This is a genomic window from Pantoea sp. YR525, from assembly GCF_900116775.1.
In the GTDB taxonomy this organism is placed as follows: domain Bacteria; phylum Pseudomonadota; class Gammaproteobacteria; order Enterobacterales; family Enterobacteriaceae; genus Pantoea; species Pantoea symbiotica.
Genome location: NZ_FPBU01000008.1, coordinates 110,548 through 125,574 on the forward strand (window position 1 = coordinate 110,548; position 15,027 = coordinate 125,574).

At 54.1% G+C, this 15,027-nt stretch carries 18 protein-coding genes and 1 other RNA gene; 11 read left to right on the forward strand and 8 right to left on the reverse strand.

The window, feature by feature from the left end; translation table 11 throughout:
* Positions 1-24: 24 nt before the first annotated feature.
* Positions 25-846, forward strand: coding sequence for an HMP-PP phosphatase (gene cof, locus BM323_RS17045; RefSeq protein ID WP_008103918.1), 822 nt, complete (start codon positions 25-27; stop codon positions 844-846).
* A gap of 34 nt (positions 847-880) precedes the next feature.
* On the opposite strand, the gene BM323_RS17050 is transcribed toward cof, so the two are convergent.
* The gene (locus BM323_RS17050; RefSeq protein ID WP_008103915.1) at positions 881-1,915 is read right to left on the reverse strand and encodes a PLP-dependent cysteine synthase family protein; all 1,035 of its coding nucleotides are present in this window, start codon (positions 1,913-1,915) and stop codon (positions 881-883) included.
* 115 nt (positions 1,916-2,030) lie between these two features.
* On the opposite strand from BM323_RS17050, the gene BM323_RS17055 reads away from it, so the two are divergent.
* The 5 genes from BM323_RS17055 (at position 2,031) to amtB (ending at position 7,974) form a co-directional block, all read left to right on the forward strand.
* Complete coding sequence (locus BM323_RS17055; protein WP_008103913.1) at positions 2,031-2,492, forward strand: Lrp/AsnC family transcriptional regulator; 462 nt, start codon at positions 2,031-2,033, stop codon at positions 2,490-2,492.
* A gap of 23 nt (positions 2,493-2,515) precedes the next feature.
* Complete coding sequence (locus tag BM323_RS17060) at positions 2,516-4,285, forward strand: SmdA family multidrug ABC transporter permease/ATP-binding protein (RefSeq protein WP_008103911.1); 1,770 nt, start codon at positions 2,516-2,518, stop codon at positions 4,283-4,285.
* Positions 4,278-6,053, forward strand: a complete 1,776-nt coding sequence (locus BM323_RS17065) for a SmdB family multidrug efflux ABC transporter permease/ATP-binding protein (RefSeq protein WP_036648283.1) — start codon at positions 4,278-4,280, stop codon at positions 6,051-6,053. Before BM323_RS17060 ends, BM323_RS17065 begins: the two co-directional genes overlap by 8 nt.
* Positions 6,054-6,312: 259 nt before the next feature.
* The gene (gene glnK, locus BM323_RS17070) at positions 6,313-6,651 is read left to right on the forward strand and encodes a P-II family nitrogen regulator (RefSeq protein WP_007886947.1); all 339 of its coding nucleotides are present in this window, start codon (positions 6,313-6,315) and stop codon (positions 6,649-6,651) included.
* Between the two features lie 33 nt (positions 6,652-6,684).
* Positions 6,685-7,974 (forward strand): ammonium transporter AmtB, encoded by a 1,290-nt coding sequence (gene amtB / locus BM323_RS17075; protein ID WP_008103907.1) that lies wholly within the window; start codon positions 6,685-6,687, stop codon positions 7,972-7,974.
* Positions 7,975-8,045: 71 nt separating this feature from the next.
* Here amtB and tesB read toward each other — a convergent pair whose 3' ends face one another.
* Positions 8,046-8,909 (reverse strand): acyl-CoA thioesterase II, encoded by an 864-nt coding sequence (gene tesB / locus BM323_RS17080; RefSeq protein ID WP_008103905.1) that lies wholly within the window; start codon positions 8,907-8,909, stop codon positions 8,046-8,048.
* A 205-nt stretch (positions 8,910-9,114) separates the two neighbouring features.
* Between tesB and BM323_RS17085 the strand changes: the two genes are divergently transcribed.
* Entirely contained in the window at positions 9,115-9,672 is a 558-nt protein-coding gene (locus BM323_RS17085) for a YbaY family lipoprotein (RefSeq protein ID WP_008103903.1), read from the forward strand.
* Positions 9,673-9,853: 181 nt separating this feature from the next.
* Here the strand turns inward: BM323_RS17085 and BM323_RS17090 are convergent, their stop codons facing one another.
* Positions 9,854-10,165 (reverse strand): MGMT family protein, encoded by a 312-nt coding sequence (locus BM323_RS17090; RefSeq protein WP_008103902.1) that lies wholly within the window; start codon positions 10,163-10,165, stop codon positions 9,854-9,856.
* 177 nt (positions 10,166-10,342) lie between these two features.
* Here BM323_RS17090 and ffs point away from each other — a divergent pair.
* An RNA gene (gene ffs / locus BM323_RS17095) (signal recognition particle sRNA small type) lies at positions 10,343-10,439 on the forward strand.
* A gap of 129 nt (positions 10,440-10,568) precedes the next feature.
* On the opposite strand, the gene BM323_RS17100 is transcribed toward ffs, so the two are convergent.
* From BM323_RS17100 to BM323_RS17110, 3 genes are all read right to left on the reverse strand, one after another.
* Positions 10,569-10,787: an HHA domain-containing protein gene (locus tag BM323_RS17100; protein ID WP_007886938.1), complete on the reverse strand. Its 219-nt coding sequence runs from the start codon at positions 10,785-10,787 to the stop codon at positions 10,569-10,571.
* A gap of 24 nt (positions 10,788-10,811) precedes the next feature.
* The gene (tomB, locus tag BM323_RS17105; RefSeq protein ID WP_007886936.1) at positions 10,812-11,189 is read right to left on the reverse strand and encodes an Hha toxicity modulator TomB; all 378 of its coding nucleotides are present in this window, start codon (positions 11,187-11,189) and stop codon (positions 10,812-10,814) included.
* Positions 11,190-11,336: 147 nt separating this feature from the next.
* The gene (locus BM323_RS17110; protein WP_008103901.1) at positions 11,337-11,690 is read right to left on the reverse strand and encodes a hypothetical protein; all 354 of its coding nucleotides are present in this window, start codon (positions 11,688-11,690) and stop codon (positions 11,337-11,339) included.
* 341 nt (positions 11,691-12,031) lie between these two features.
* On the opposite strand from BM323_RS17110, the gene BM323_RS17115 reads away from it, so the two are divergent.
* The 3 genes from BM323_RS17115 to BM323_RS17125 are packed head-to-tail and all read left to right on the forward strand — an operon-like array spanning position 12,032 to position 14,425.
* Positions 12,032-12,688, forward strand: coding sequence for a metal ABC transporter ATP-binding protein (locus BM323_RS17115; RefSeq protein ID WP_008103899.1), 657 nt, complete (start codon positions 12,032-12,034; stop codon positions 12,686-12,688).
* Positions 12,685-13,524, forward strand: a complete 840-nt coding sequence (locus BM323_RS17120; RefSeq protein WP_008103897.1) for a metal ABC transporter permease — start codon at positions 12,685-12,687, stop codon at positions 13,522-13,524. The genes BM323_RS17115 and BM323_RS17120 overlap by 4 nt, the downstream gene beginning before the upstream one ends.
* A gap of 22 nt (positions 13,525-13,546) precedes the next feature.
* Positions 13,547-14,425 (forward strand): metal ABC transporter substrate-binding protein, encoded by an 879-nt coding sequence (locus BM323_RS17125; protein ID WP_008103895.1) that lies wholly within the window; start codon positions 13,547-13,549, stop codon positions 14,423-14,425.
* 44 nt (positions 14,426-14,469) lie between these two features.
* Here BM323_RS17125 and ykgO read toward each other — a convergent pair whose 3' ends face one another.
* Positions 14,470-14,610: a type B 50S ribosomal protein L36 gene (gene ykgO / locus BM323_RS17130; RefSeq protein ID WP_008103894.1), complete on the reverse strand. Its 141-nt coding sequence runs from the start codon at positions 14,608-14,610 to the stop codon at positions 14,470-14,472.
* A 15-nt stretch (positions 14,611-14,625) separates the two neighbouring features.
* Positions 14,626-14,883 carry a type B 50S ribosomal protein L31 gene (locus tag BM323_RS17135; protein ID WP_008103892.1) on the reverse strand — a complete coding sequence of 86 codons (258 nt, stop codon included), beginning with the start codon at positions 14,881-14,883 and terminating at the stop codon, positions 14,626-14,628.
* Between the last annotated feature and the right edge of the window lie 144 nt (positions 14,884-15,027).

Here is a 15,027-nt window from a genome sequence, read left to right on the forward strand (position 1 = left end):
CCTCACTCAGACAGGAGAATTCGCATGGCTCGCCTCGCGGCATTTGATATGGATGGCACGCTGTTGCTTCCTTCGCATCGGTTAGGAAATGAAACGCTGACAAGCCTGCATGCGTTACATCAGCGCGGCGTCACGTTGGCGTTTGCCACCGGGCGTCATCTTATGGATATGCAGCGAGTACGCGAACAAATCACCTTGCCAGCTTGGCTGATTACTGGCAACGGCACGCGCATTCACGATCTGGAAGGCAATCAGCTTTACGGCTGCGATTTATCGCCATCAGTGGCGGAAGAGGTGATTCATACCCATTGGCAAACGCCAGCGTCGATTCATATTTTCAACGATGAAGGCTGGTTTACCGATAAACCGCTGCTCGGTGCGCTGGAAGCGCATGCGATGAGTGGCTTCCACTATCAGCTGCGTGATTTGCGTCAGATGTCGGCGCATGAAGTCACCAAAATCTGTTTTATTGCGCCGCATGAAATGTTGCAGGCGCTAAGAAGTGAATTGCAGGACGCGTTGGGCGAGCGGGCAAATATTTGTTTCTCAGCGTGGGATTGCCTGGAAGTGTTGCCGGTTGATTGCCACAAAGGCGCGGCGTTGGGACGTTTGTGCCAGCACCTTTCGCTGTCGCTGGCGGATTGTATGGCGTTTGGCGATGCCATGAACGATCGCGAAATGCTGGAGCGCGTTGGCAGCGGTTTCATTATGGGCAACGCCATGAATCAATTGAAAGCGTCGTTGCCCCATTTACCGATTATCGGACATTGCGAGACACAGGCGGTGTCTCACTACCTTAATCACTGGATGACCACACCACACCTCGATTATTCCCCCGAATGCTGAGGCTTACAGTGAACCGGACAGGACGTCCGGTTTTTTATTGCAGCTCTCGCACCCAAGGCGCAATGTCGCCGATATTCTGCGCTACCCACTGCGCGTTGTAATAGGTGTCCGGATAGCGCTCACCGCTGTCACACAGCAATGTCACCAAAGATCCTTGCTCGCCGTTTTCCCGCATGCGTTTTGCCACCTGCATCATGCCCCAGAAGTTGGTGCCGGTTGAGGCGCCAGGGCGACGTCCAAGCACCTTCTCCAGCTGCAGCATCGCGGCGATGGTCGCGCTATCCGGCACTTTCATCATCTCGTCAATGACATCGGGTAAAAACGACGGTTCGACGCGTGGACGACCAATGCCTTCAATCAGGCTGCCGCGTTCGCTGCGAAACGTTTTGTCGCGGCTGTGCCAGTAGTCAAAGAACACCGAATGTTGCGGATCGACCACCAGCAGGCGCGTGTCATGGCCCTGATAGCGGATATAGCGGCCCAGCGTTGCCGAGGTGCCGCCGGTACCTGCGCTCATGATCACCGTATGCGGCACCGGGAACGGTTCGTGTGACATCTGGCGGAAAATGCTTTCGGCAATATTGTTGTTGCCGCGCCAGTCGGTGGCGCGCTCGGCGTAGGTGAACTGGTCCATAAAGTGGCCATTCAGTTCACGTGCTAAACGCTCGGATTCGCTGTACAGCTGGCAGGGATCGGCAACGAAATGACACTCACCACCGTAAAAGCCAATCATCTCGATTTTGCGTTTCGCGGTGCTGGCCGGCATTACGGCGATAAACGGCAAACCGAGCAGACGCGCGAAGTAAGCTTCCGATACCGCAGTGCTGCCGGAAGAGGCTTCAATGATCGGCGTATTTTCATGGATCCAGCCATTCGCCAGGCCATAGAGAAACAGGGAACGCGCCAGGCGATGTTTTAAGCTGCCGCTGGGATGCGTGCTTTCATCTTTGAGATAGAAGTGAATGCCTGGAAAATCATCCAGCTTAAAGCGGATCAGATGCGTATCCGCGGAGCGCTGAAAATCGGCGTTAATTTCATTGATGGCGTGGCGAACCCAGGGCGTTTGCATGTGGCATTTCCGTAATCATTATTGCGCACAGTGTAAGGCACTGGCAGGAAAAAGAGGTTGCTAAAACCGCGCTATAATGGCGAGATTAGAGAAAAATTTTCTCCCGGAGTGGCAAATGTTAGATAAAACTGACCGCACTTTGCTGGCAATGCTGCAGCAGGATTGCACCTTGTCGCTGCAGACGTTAGCCGATGCGGTGAACCTCACCACCACGCCGTGCTGGAAACGCCTGAAAAAACTGGAAGATGATGGCATTATTCGTGCGCGCGTGGCGCTGGTGGACGGCGAAAAAATCGGTCTGTCACTCACCGCCTTTATGTTTGTCAAAACCCAGCAGCACAGCAGCGAGTGGTTTAAGCAATTTGTCGCCGTGGTGCAGCAAATGCCGGAAGTGATGGCGTTTTACCGCATGGCGGGCGAGTACGATTATTTGCTGCGCATTCAGGTCGCGGACATGAAGAGTTATGACAGCTTTTATAAGCGTCTGGTGAACGGCGTGCCAGGACTGATGGATGTGACCTCCAGTTTTGCCATGGAAGAGATTAAATACACCACCGCCTTGCCGGTAGCGCCCTAGCGGGCACAGAAAGAGACACGCTTGTGCAATTATTCAGCCAGTTAAGTTGGTATTTCCTGCGCGAGTGGCGGCGATATCTGGGCGCCGTCAGCTTGCTGATCGTTATTGCCTTATTGCAATTGCTGCCACCGCACGTGGTTGGCGTAATTGTCGACGGCGTCACCCAGCATAATTTAAGCGCCGGGCAGATCTTTATGTGGATCGGCGTGATGCTGGTGACGGCGGTGATCGTCTATCTGCTGCGCTACGTCTGGCGCGTACTGTTGTTTGGCGCATCCTACCAGTTAGCCGTTGAGCTACGTGAAGATTTCTATCGTCAGCTCAGCCGCCAGCATCCGGCATTTTATCTGCGCCATCGCACCGGCGATCTGATTGCCCGCGCCACCAATGATGTGGATCGCGTGGTGTTTGCCGCCGGTGAAGGCGTGCTGACGCTGGTGGATTCGCTGGTGATGGGATTGGTGGTGCTGATTGTGATGAGCACCCAAATCAGCTGGGAACTGACGTTACTGGCGCTGATCCCGATGCCGATTATGGCCTTCGCCATTCAGAAAGATGGCGCACGCCTGCATCAGCGTTTCAAAGTGGCGCAGGCGGCGTTCTCCAGTCTGAACGATCAAACCCAGGAAAGTCTGACCAGCATTCGCATGATCAAAGCCTTTGGCCTCGAAGATCATCAGTCGCAGCAGTTTGCTGGCATCGCTGCCGATACCGGCAAGAAAAACCTGCATGTGGCGCGCGTGGATGCGCGTTTCGATCCGATCATCTATATCGCCGTCGGCTTCTCCAACCTGCTGGCGATTGCCGGTGGCGGCTGGATGGTGTGGAACGGCAGTTTGACGCTCGGGCAGCTCACCAGCTTTGTGATGTACCTTGGCCTGATGATTTGGCCGATGCTGGCGCTGGCGTGGATGATCAATATCGTTGAGCGCGGCAGTGCGGCGTGGAGCCGTATCCGTTCCTTGCTGGCGGAAGCGCCTGCAGTTGAAGATGGAGCGAAAGTGTTGCCGCCCGAACCCGGCGTGATGCAGGTTGCCATTCGTGAGTTTCGCTATCCGGCCAGTTCTGGCCCGGTGCTGAGCCATGTTAACTTCCAGCTAAAACCGGGCCAGATGCTTGGCTTATGCGGGCCAACCGGCTGCGGCAAGAGCACGCTGCTGAGCCTGATTCAGCGCCACTTCGACATCGATCAAGGCGATATTCGCTACCACAATACGCCGCTGCCGCAGTTGCGGCTCGATAGCTGGCGCAGCCGGTTGGCGGTGGTCAGCCAGACGCCGTTCCTGTTCTCCGACACCATCGCCGCCAATCTGGCGCTGGGCCGTCCGAATGCGACGCAGCAAGAGCTGGAGCGCGTGGCAACCATGGCCTGCGTGCACGATGATATTCTGCGCCTGCCGCAAGGTTATGAGACTGAAGTGGGCGAACGCGGCGTGATGTTATCGGGCGGACAGAAGCAGCGCATTGCGATTGCACGCGCGCTGCTGCTGAATGCGGAAATCCTGATTCTGGATGATGCGCTGTCGGCGGTTGATGGTCGTACTGAACATGACATCCTGCATAACCTACGTCAGTGGGGCAAAGGCCGCACCTTGATTATCAGCGCGCATCGTCTGTCGGCGCTTACCGAAGCGAGTGAAATTCTGGTGCTGCAGCAGGGCGCCGTGGCGCAGCGTGGCGATCATGACACACTGGCCGCTAAAGAGGGCTGGTATCGCGATATGTACCGTTATCAGCAGCTGGAAGCCGCGCTGGATGACGATGAAGTGGCAGAAGGAGCAAGCCGTGGCTAAATCACAACGTTTATGGCCGACGCTGAAGCGTCTGCTGGCGTATGGCAAACCGTGGCGTAAATCGCTGTGGCTGGCGGTCGGCATGCTGTGGATTGCTGCGGCGGCCGAAGTGACCGGACCGGTGCTGGTGAGTTACTTCATCGATAATCTGGTGGCGAAACATCAAATGCCGTGGGGCATCGTCGCTGGTCTGCTGGTGGGCTTTATTCTACTGCAATTGCTGGCTGCCGGTTTGCACTATTTTCAGGCATTGCTGTTTAACCGCGCGGCGATTGGCGTGGTGCAGCAATTGCGCGTAGACGTGATGAACGCGGCGTTGCGCCAGCCTCTCAGCGCTTTCGATACGCAGCCGGTCGGACAAATTATCTCGCGCGTCACCAACGACACCGAAGTGATCAAAGATCTCTACGTCACCGTGGTAGCAACGGTGTTGCGCGCCGCCGCGTTGATTGGCGCGATGCTGGTGGCGATGTTCTCTCTCGACTGGCGTATGGCGCTGGTGGCGATCGTGATTTTCCCGCTGGTGCTGACGGTAATGCTGATTTATCAGCGCTTCAGCACGCCGATTGCGCGCCGCGTGCGCAGCTATCTGGCGGACATCAACAACGGCTTTAATGAAGTGATCAACGGCATGAGCGTGATCCAGCAGTTCCGCCAGCAGGCGCGCTTTGGTGAGCGCATGGGCGAAGCAAGCCGTTCGCACTATCTGGCGCGCATGGAAACGCTGCGGCTGGATGGCTTTTTATTGCGCCCGTTACTGAGTCTGTTTTCGGCGATGATTCTGTGCGGTTTGCTGATGCTGTTCAGCTTCGCCACGCCAGGCGTGTTTGAGGTTGGCGTGCTGTACGCCTTTATTACCTATCTTGGCCGTCTCAACGAACCGCTGATTGAACTCACCACGCAGCAGTCGATGCTGCAACAAGCGGTGGTGTCTGGCGAGCGCATCTTCGAACTGATGGATGCGGATCAGCAAGGTTACGGCAGCGATATTCAGCCGCTGGCCTCGGGCAGCATTTCGCTGCGCGATGTGAGCTTTGCCTATCGCGATAATCGCGATGTGCTCAGCAACATCAACCTTGAAGTGCCCGCGCGTAATTTTGTTGCGCTGGTGGGGCATACCGGCAGCGGGAAAAGCACGCTGGCGAATTTGCTGATGGGCTATTACCCGGTGACGCGCGGCAGCATCGAACTGGATGGTCGCCCGCTGCCGCAACTGTCGCACGCCGCTTTACGTCAAAGCGTTGCGATGGTGCAACAGGATCCGGTGGTGCTGGCGGATTCGCTGCTGGCCAACGTGCGCTTAGGGCGCGATATCCCGGAAGAGCAAGTGTGGCAGGCGCTGGAGACGGTGCAGCTGGCACCGCTGGCGCGCAGCATGGCGGATGGCATCCATACGCGTTTAGGCGAGCAGGGCAATAATCTGTCGGTTGGGCAGAAACAGCTACTGGCGCTGGCGCGCGTGTTGGTGTCATTGCCACAAATCCTGATCCTCGATGAAGCCACGGCCAATATCGATTCCGGTACGGAACAGGCGATTCAGCACGCGTTGCGTGCATTACGTCAGCACAGCACGCTGGTGGTGATTGCGCATCGCCTTTCCACCATCACCGAAGCCGATCAGATTTTAGTGCTGCATCGCGGTCAGGTGGTGGAGCGCGGTACGCATGCTGAGCTGCTGGCCGAGCAGGGCCGTTACTGGCAGATGTATCAGCTGCAGCAGGCCGGCGATGAACTCGCGGCGGGCATCCCCGTACAAGCTGAAGGGTGAATTGCACCTTTTTTGCACAGTTTTATCGGAATGTTCTGTATTGATGCACTTCTTTGAGGCTTGAAGCACCAAAGAAGTGCAATATTGCAACACCTTTCCTATTCCTGGTCCCCAATCTGCGCTGTGCTTCACATAACGAAGCGTGATGCAGCGCGCCTATGCTACTGACATTCCCCTTTTTTTATTTATGGCACAGCCTTTGCTTATATCCCTACGTGTCCGCGAAGACTCACTCAATTTCTTATCCGGAGGGGAACGTATGAAGCTGGTTACCGTGGTAATCAAACCATTTAAGCTGGAGGACGTGCGTGAAGCCTTATCCTCTATTGGCATTCAGGGACTGACAGTTACCGAGGTTAAAGGTTTCGGTCGCCAGAAAGGTCACGCAGAGCTTTATCGCGGTGCCGAGTACAGCGTTAACTTCCTGCCTAAAGTAAAAATTGATATCGCTATTGCGGACGACCAACTTGATGAAGTGGTCGATGTCATCAGCAAAGCCGCGTATACCGGCAAAATTGGCGACGGCAAGATTTTCGTCGCAGAACTGCAGCGCGTCATTCGTATTCGTACCGGCGAGACCGACGAAGCAGCACTGTAACTGGGGCTCTGAATTGTGATGGGATGGAAAGAAATGAATAAACTGATAACGAAGTTGGGCCTCACCAGCCTTGCGCTGTTACCTTCTCTGGCGATGGCGGCAGCGCCTGCCGTCGCGGATAAAGCCGATAACGCCTTTATGATGATCTGTACCGCGCTGGTACTGTTTATGTCGATTCCAGGCATTGCGCTGTTCTACGGCGGTTTGATCCGCGGTAAGAACGTGCTGTCGATGCTGACGCAGGTTGCAGTGACCTTCTCGCTGGTGTGCGTGCTGTGGGTGATTTACGGCTACTCGCTGGCCTTCAGTGAAGGCAACTCCTTCTTCGGTAGCTTCCAGTGGGCGATGCTGAAAAATATTGAGCTGAAAGCGGTGATGGGCAGCTTCTATCAGTACATTCACGTTGCGTTCCAGGCTTCCTTCGCCTGTATTACCGTCGGTCTGATTGTCGGTGCGCTGGCTGAACGTATTCGCTTCTCGGCGGTACTGATTTTCGTGGTGGTTTGGCTGACGCTGGCTTACCTGCCAATCGCACACATGGTTTGGGCGGGTGGCTTGCTGGCGCAAGATGGCGCGCTCGACTTCGCGGGCGGCACCGTGGTTCACATCAACGCCGCAGTTGCTGGCCTGGTGGGTGCTTATCTGGTGGGTAAACGTGCTGGTTTCGGCAAAGAAGCCTTCAAACCACACAACCTGCCGATGGTGTTCCTCGGTACCGCGATTCTGTATGTGGGCTGGTTCGGCTTCAACGCCGGTTCTGCTTCCTCAGCTAACGAAATCGCTGCGCTGGCGTTCCTGAATACCGTAGTGGCTACGGCGGGTGCGGTGCTGTCGTGGGTGTTCGGCGAGTGGGCGGTACGTGGTAAACCTTCTCTGCTCGGTGCCTGCTCAGGCTTCATCGCGGGTCTGGTGGCGATTACCCCAGCTTGTGGTTATGTCGGTGTCGGCGGCGCGTTGATTATCGGTCTGGCGGGTGGTTTAGCCGGTCTGTGGGGCGTAACTACCCTGAAGAAATGGCTGCGCGTTGATGACCCATGTGATGTTTTCGGTGTGCACGGCGTGTGTGGCATCCTCGGTTGTATCCTGACCGGCGTGTTCGCGTCCTCTTCACTGGGCGGCGTAGGCTACGCAGAAGGCGTGACCATGGGCCATCAGGTTTGGATTCAGCTGTTCAGCGTGGGCGTGACCATCGTCTGGACTGCAGTTGTGGCCTTCATTGGCTTCAAACTGGCAGATATGATTGTTGGCCTGCGTGTTCCGGAAGATCAGGAACGTGAAGGTCTGGATGTGAACAGCCACGGCGAGAACGCTTACAACCAGTAACAGCCGGGCTGAAGAAGAGCAGTGCGCTAAAATTATAAAAAGCAGAAGGGGCGATAATATCGCCCCTTTTTTTATGCGTCGCGTTGGCGCATCACGCCTTCCTGCACCGTGGTCGCCACCAGTCTGCCATCCTGCGTATAAAACTCGCCACGCACAAAACCGCGCGCGCCGGAGGCGGAGGTGCTCACCACGCTGTACAGCAGCCATTCAGACAAGTCGAACGGGCGATGGAACCACATTGAGTGATCGATGGTGGCAACCTGCATATCGGCTTCGAGGAAGCCTTTACCGTGCGGTTGCAGCGCCACCGGCAGGAAGTTGAGATCCGAGGCATATCCCAGCAGATATTGATGGATACGACGATCGGCCGGTAACTCGCCGTTGGCACGAATCCACACCTGACGCAGCGGCTCATCAACGTGGCCTTTCAGCGGGTTATGAATCTGTACTGGACGAATATCCAGCGGACGCTCGGCGAGGAATTTTTCTTTCAGCTTGAGTGGCAGATGGGCGGCCAGCTTTTTCGCCAAATCCTGTTCCGATGGCAGATTATCCGGGCCCGGCACCTGCGGCATGCTGTTCTGGTGCTCGAAGCCGCTTTCAGGTGCCTGGAACGAGGCGGTCATGTAGAAGATCGGTTGGCCATTCTGTACGGCGCTGACGCGGCGTGCGCTGAAGCTTTTGCCGTCACGCAGCGTTTCGACATCATAGATGATGGCTTTTTGGCTATCGCCCGGACGCAGAAAGTAGCTGTGGAAAGAGTGAATGATGCGCTCTTCCGGCACCGTTTGTTTCGCGGCATACAGCGCCTGGCCAACTACCTGGCCACCAAACACCTGGCGCAGACCAAGATCTTCGCTCTGACCACGAAACAGGCCTTCTTCCAGTTTTTCCAGATTTAATAAATTAAGCAGGTTGTGCAGTGCCTGGCTCATAGCGGATTCCTCAGCGTGACTAATCGCGTCAGTGTGAAAGATCCGACCAGTTTCCGTCAATGATTTTGCCGCGATTTCAGTGGGCTGGCTGAAGGTTTAGGCGCAATGCCGATATTTGTGCCAGAATTAAGGTCATTCGGCGGCTGAAAAGCTAAGTAATGAATTTACCGCCGACAATCATAGTGTTCATAAGGAGACGACATCGATGAAAATCTGGCAAGTTATTAGCGGTATGACCCTGGCTGCGGCGATTACCGGTTGTGCGGACCACAGCAAGCCGGTAGCCACACCTACACTCGGCTCAGCGGTAGCGGGGCAGCAGGCCGCCATTGCGCAGCCGAATGTCAGTGGTTCGGTGTATATCCGCCAGCGCATCGCGCTGCCACCGGATTCCGTGCTAACCGTAACGCTGTCTGATGCATCGCTGGCCGATGCGCCTTCAAAAGTCTTGTCGCAGCGCGTAGTGCGTACGGAAGGGAAACAGTCACCGTTCCAGTTTGTCTTGCCGTTCAATCCGGCTGACATCCAGCCAAACGCGCGCATTCTGTTAAGTGCGGCGATTTCAATTGATGGCAAGCTGGCGTTTATCACCGATACGGTGAAACCGGTGATTAATCAGGGCGGAACGAAAGCCGAACTGCTGTTGGTTCCCGTGACTAACGTCGCGATGCAAACCCAACCGGGTGCCGCAACAACAGTGCCTTCGACTTCACCTACACAGGTGACGCCATCGTCTTCGGTGCCGGCACCGACGAGTTTGTAACTTCGATTGATGGGACGAGAGAGCGCCGGAAGTCATCATTATTCCGTAAAGTCGCTGTCTCGTCCCTGATCGCTCGGCACACGCCATCCATGGCGTGTGACGCTTTACTCCACAACGATGACTTCCGGCGTGTTAAGTTCAGTACGGTTTGTGGCGGGTTTGGGCGCGACATATCGCACCGCTAAATTTCCCAACGATATTTTTCCAGCTCAATCTCCCCAGCATCGCTCACTTCAATCCCTTCCGCTTCCAGCGCATCCCGCTGACGAAACAGATCGTCGCCCTGCAGCGAAATCCTGCCGTGACGATTAATAACGCGAAACCAGGGTAACTTACTGCCTTCCGGCAAACGACGTAATACGCCACCCACCTGACGTGCCGCGCGTGGCGATCCGGCCAACTGGGCAACATCACCGTAAGTGGTGACCTTTCCTGGCGGAATGGCTGCAATGATTTGCCACACGCGCTCAGAGAAATTGTTTTGGTCGCTCATATGCGCACCTATTTTCATCAGGAAAGGGCAAACTTTAGCATGCAGAAGGGTAGACATCAGCGCATTGCTGTGTGCTTGTGCAAGAAACCAACGGTTGTCGGGCCTGCGCTTGCAATTGCCAGGGGCATACTTGATAATGCCTGCGCTCTCGAAATGAGGGCTTGTCAATGGGGGCCCTGTTGGTTCTCCCGCAATGCTAACTTGTGAACTCGGTCAGATCCGGAAGGAAGCAGCCGCAGCAGGCGACGCGTGTGCCGGGATGTAGCTGGCAGGGCCCCCACCATTTTGTATCCGCCTAATACTCCACAGAATTTTACGCACAGAGAAATCTGGCAATCCTTTGCCTGTGATTCAATCCTTGATTAATACGATGATGGTGCAGAGCGGCTGTTAGGGGAAAAACTTAGCGGACGAACTTCCAGACAGAAACCGGTACTTTATCGTAAAGCTTATTCATGGTCAGTTCAGCCAGACGATGATCGGCTGCCGAATAGAATACCGCGAGTTCATTATCAGGTAATTCATACTTGTTTTTTTCGATAACCCGTTCAAGGGTATCGATTGAGCGACAGCGGCGCAGTCGCATCAAATAATCTGTTTTGGTTAAGGCTTGGTTGCTCATAAATAAACCGGTCTCAGTCTGGTGCTAAAAGGAATGGCTAGGTTGTTGGAGATATGCACACTCTTCGGCAAACAGATTAAATAAACGTTTTGCTGAACGCTGCCACCGTTGTAGATCCTGAGTATTGATTCCATAGCTGCTGAACAGCATAAAGGTATCGTCAAGATATTCATCGATTTGCGTAATCAGGGCTTCATCTTCAACGTGCTTAATTTTGTAATTCATCGTGAAAGAAGCGATATGCTCAATCAAATCGTTGAGCTGTAAATTGCTTTCCGAAGTAGGATCATTAACCCAACCATGATGGCTATCAGTCAATGTCGCCATACTTTCGTCGAACAAGTTCTCACACAGGTATTTAAGCTGGGCAATATCATGCCGTTTCGGTGAGTATTCGTCCATCTTTTTCCCCTCCATAGCTAGCACAGTTACCGCAGCGCGGCGAGATTAGGAAAAGCTACCAGGAAGCGATCTCGAATAAAATTGAATTCAGCGACTCCTTAAATGTAATCCACAATCATTAGCTTTGCTCACCTCAATTACCAAATATTACAATTCGTCGGCAGGAGAGGGGCGCTCATTGTCAATCACTTCAAACACCAGCGCGCCGGGCGTTACCTGAAACAACACTTCTTCACGACGCTTAAACGTTTCATTTAAATCCAGGCAAGGATTAAATAAATTCCAGCTGAAATCGTAAAGCATTTTAAATCGATTGTTGTTGGTTGGTTGAATAGAAATAATCTGGAAGCTCTCGGGAACTAATTGCGCGTTTTGAGAATACCACTGTAAATCACCTGCTAATGCCTCGGCTATTTTGAGAATATTCCCCTGGATAATTCTTAGCAACTTTTCGCAATCGTCCTCATCCACAGCAATATCACAATGAATAATAGACGGCATTTTGTATCCAGTAAAAGAATGATGTTTCTATCATTGAGCTTATTGGGTGACATTGCAAGTCGCTAATAAACAGAAAGAGTAATCGTTGTGATGGGTTTCATAACTCAATCATGGCGAAACGGCGAATTACAGCGGTAATCGTCTTGAGCGATCAACTTTTGAAACACTTTTGCTCGGGCGTAATAGAGGAAGATTCGGGTAGTATAATTGTTATGTTATAACATTTTTTGGTTATTGAGTATGAATCACAGCGGTTTACTTCTTTCCCTTGGCGGCCGTTTGCTGGTTGCGCTGATGCTGATTGCCTTTCTGGCAATAGCCTTATGGTGGGGAATGCAGAAATGATGCATTTCAACCGCTTACAAGCAGGTTATCAAGGCCGTGCGGTGACGCCTGTCGTTAATGGTGAGCTGGCAACGGGCAGCATGACGGCGCTGATTGGCGCTAACGGCACCGGCAAATCGACCTTATTGAAAACCATTGCCGGCTTATTGCCGCCGATTTCTGGCAGCTGCGAATTGCAGATCCCACGTAAAGCACTGGGCTGGTTACCACAACGCAGTGAACTCGAAACCCGCTTTCCTCTTACTGCTTATGAACTGGTAGCGATGGGCTGCTGGCCACGCTGCGGCTGGTTTGGTGGCATTAATCGCGCCTTGCGTCTGGAAATTGATGCCGCGCTGGATGCGGTGCAAATGCGTGAATTTGCCGATGCGCAGCCAGCCACTTTATCTGGTGGACAACTGCAGCGCGTGCTGTTTGCGCGCTTAATGTTGCAGCGCAGTCAGCTCTGGCTGCTGGATGAACCCTTCAACGGCATTGATAGCCAAACCGTCACTTTACTGATGTCGATCCTCGAACAGCAGCAGCAGGCGGGCACCACATTGTTAGTTGTGCTGCACGATCGGCCGCTGGTGGCGCGCTATTTTCAGGATGTGTTATCGCTCGATGACGCTGATTCCGCACAAACGCCAACGTTGCGTAGGGTAGCGTCGTGACATTACTTCAACCCTTTATCGAATTTGGTTTCATGCGCCGTGCATTGGTGGCCTGCGTTGCATTAGCGATTAGCGCCACACCGCTGGGCGTTTTCCTCTCCCTGCGCCGCATGAGTCTGGTCGGCGATGCGTTATCACATGCGGTATTACCCGGCGCAGCGATTGGTTATCTGGTGTCGGGATTATCGCTGGTGGCGATGGGCATCGGCGGCCTGATTGCCGGTTTGGCGGTGGCGCTACTCTCGGGGGCGGTCAGCCGTTACACGCACCTCAAAGAGGATGCCAGTTTCTCGGGCTTCTACCTCGGATCTCTCGCACTCGGCGTCACGCTGGTATCACTGCGTGGTTCCAGCGTCGATCTGCTGCACGTGTTATTTGGATCGCTGCTGGCGGTAGATAACGCGGCAATTCTGCTGGTTGGCGGCATTGCCGCTACGACCTTGCTACTGCTGGCGGTGATCTTCCGTCCGCTGGTGATCGATGCCTTCGATCCCGATTTCCTGCGCGCACAGGGCAAATGGAGCGCACCGCTGGTGCACGGTCTGTTCCTGATGCTGGTGGTGCTTAATCTGGTGGCGGGCTTTCAGGTGCTGGGCACTCTGATGTCGGTGGGATTGATGATGCTGCCGGCCACCAGCGCACGCTTCTGGAGTCGCCATCTGGCTTGCATGCTTGGCATCGCCATGCTGCTGGCGATCATCTCTGCGTTTATCGGTTTGATTCTTTCGTGGCATTTCTCGCTGCCGGCTGGACCTGCGGTGGTGCTGAGTGCTGCGGTGCTGTTTCTGCTTTCTGTTTTGACAGGACCATGTGGCGGCCTGTTGCGCCGTCGATAACGAAACCAATAAGGGGATATGAATGAAAAAGTTACCGCTGAGTCTGGCGATTGGTGCCATGCTGATTAGCCCACTGTCGCTGGCGAAAAGCGTTGATGTTGTGGCGAGTTTTACCGTGCTGGCGGATATCGTTAAACAGGTTGGTGGCGATCACGTCAACGTGAAATCGCTGGTCGGGCCGAACGGTGATCCGCACACCTTCGAACCGACGCCGCAGGATAGCCAGGCGCTGTCGAAAGCGGATGTGGTGTTCGTTAGTGGTTTGGGCATGGAAGGTTGGATGGATCGCCTGATTAGCGCGTCAGGCTATAAAGGCACCATCGTAGTGGCCTCGAACGGCGTTAACACGCGCAAGATGGAAGAGGACGGTAAAAGCGTCACCGATCCCCACGCGTGGAACAGCATGCAAAACGGTGTGATCTACGCCACCAATGTGATGAATGCGCTGATCAAAGCCGATCCTGAAGATGCGGCGGATATTCGGAAAAGCGGTGAAAGTTACATTCAGCAGTTGCAAAAGCTAGATAGCTGGGCGAAAACCGCCTTTGCTGAAGTGCCGAAGAACAAGCGTAAGGTGCTGACCAGCCATGATGCCTTTGGCTACTTTGGCCAACGTTATGGCGTCAGTTTCCTTGCGCCGGTGGGCTTCTCTACTGAAGCGGAAGCCAGCGCCAGCGATGTGGCTTCGATCATCAAACAGCTGAAGGCCGAGCACATCAAAACTTACTTCATGGAGAATCAAACCGATCCACGTCTGGTAAAACAGATTGCCAGCGAAACCGGCGCACAGCCGGGCGGTGAACTCTATCCTGAAGCGTTGTCGGAAGCGAATGGCCCGGCAGCGACCTATGTGGCCGCGTTCAAACACAATGTTGACGCCATTCTGCACAGCATGAAGTAAAAAAAAGGCCGGGGAGCATCCCGGCCAATTATCACGACACTTTCCTACCTTTTTTTCTTTCTTCCCTGAACCGCCTTAAAGCGCGGGTTGGTTTTGCAAATCACATAAATGCGACCTTTACGACGCACGACTTTGCAATCTTTATGGCGCGTCTTTGCAGAGCGCAATGAACTCAATACCTGCATCTCTTCTCTCCAGCGTTACTTGTTGCGCGACAGGAAGCTGCCAAAACGCTGGTTGAAGCGCGCGGTGCTGCCTTCTTTGGCGAAATCTTTCTGCTTGCCGGTGTAGAACACGTGGGATTTTGACGATACATCCAGCGTGACATACGGCAGCACTTCACCTTCAAACTCAATGGTGCGCTCAGTCTTAATAGTGGAGCCGACTTTGAAGTATTCGTTGGCCGAGGTGTCGTGGAACACCACTGGGCGATAAAGTGGATGGATATTCGGTTTCATAGTAACCTCGCTATGTAATGTTATACTATAACAATATTATGAACCCGAGAGTGGCTGATTGCAACCGTGTAAAACGCAGGGATTTTGGCGGGGTAGCGAAGCAGCAATAAAAAAGGCCGCATCAGCGGCCTTTTAGGGAAGGGT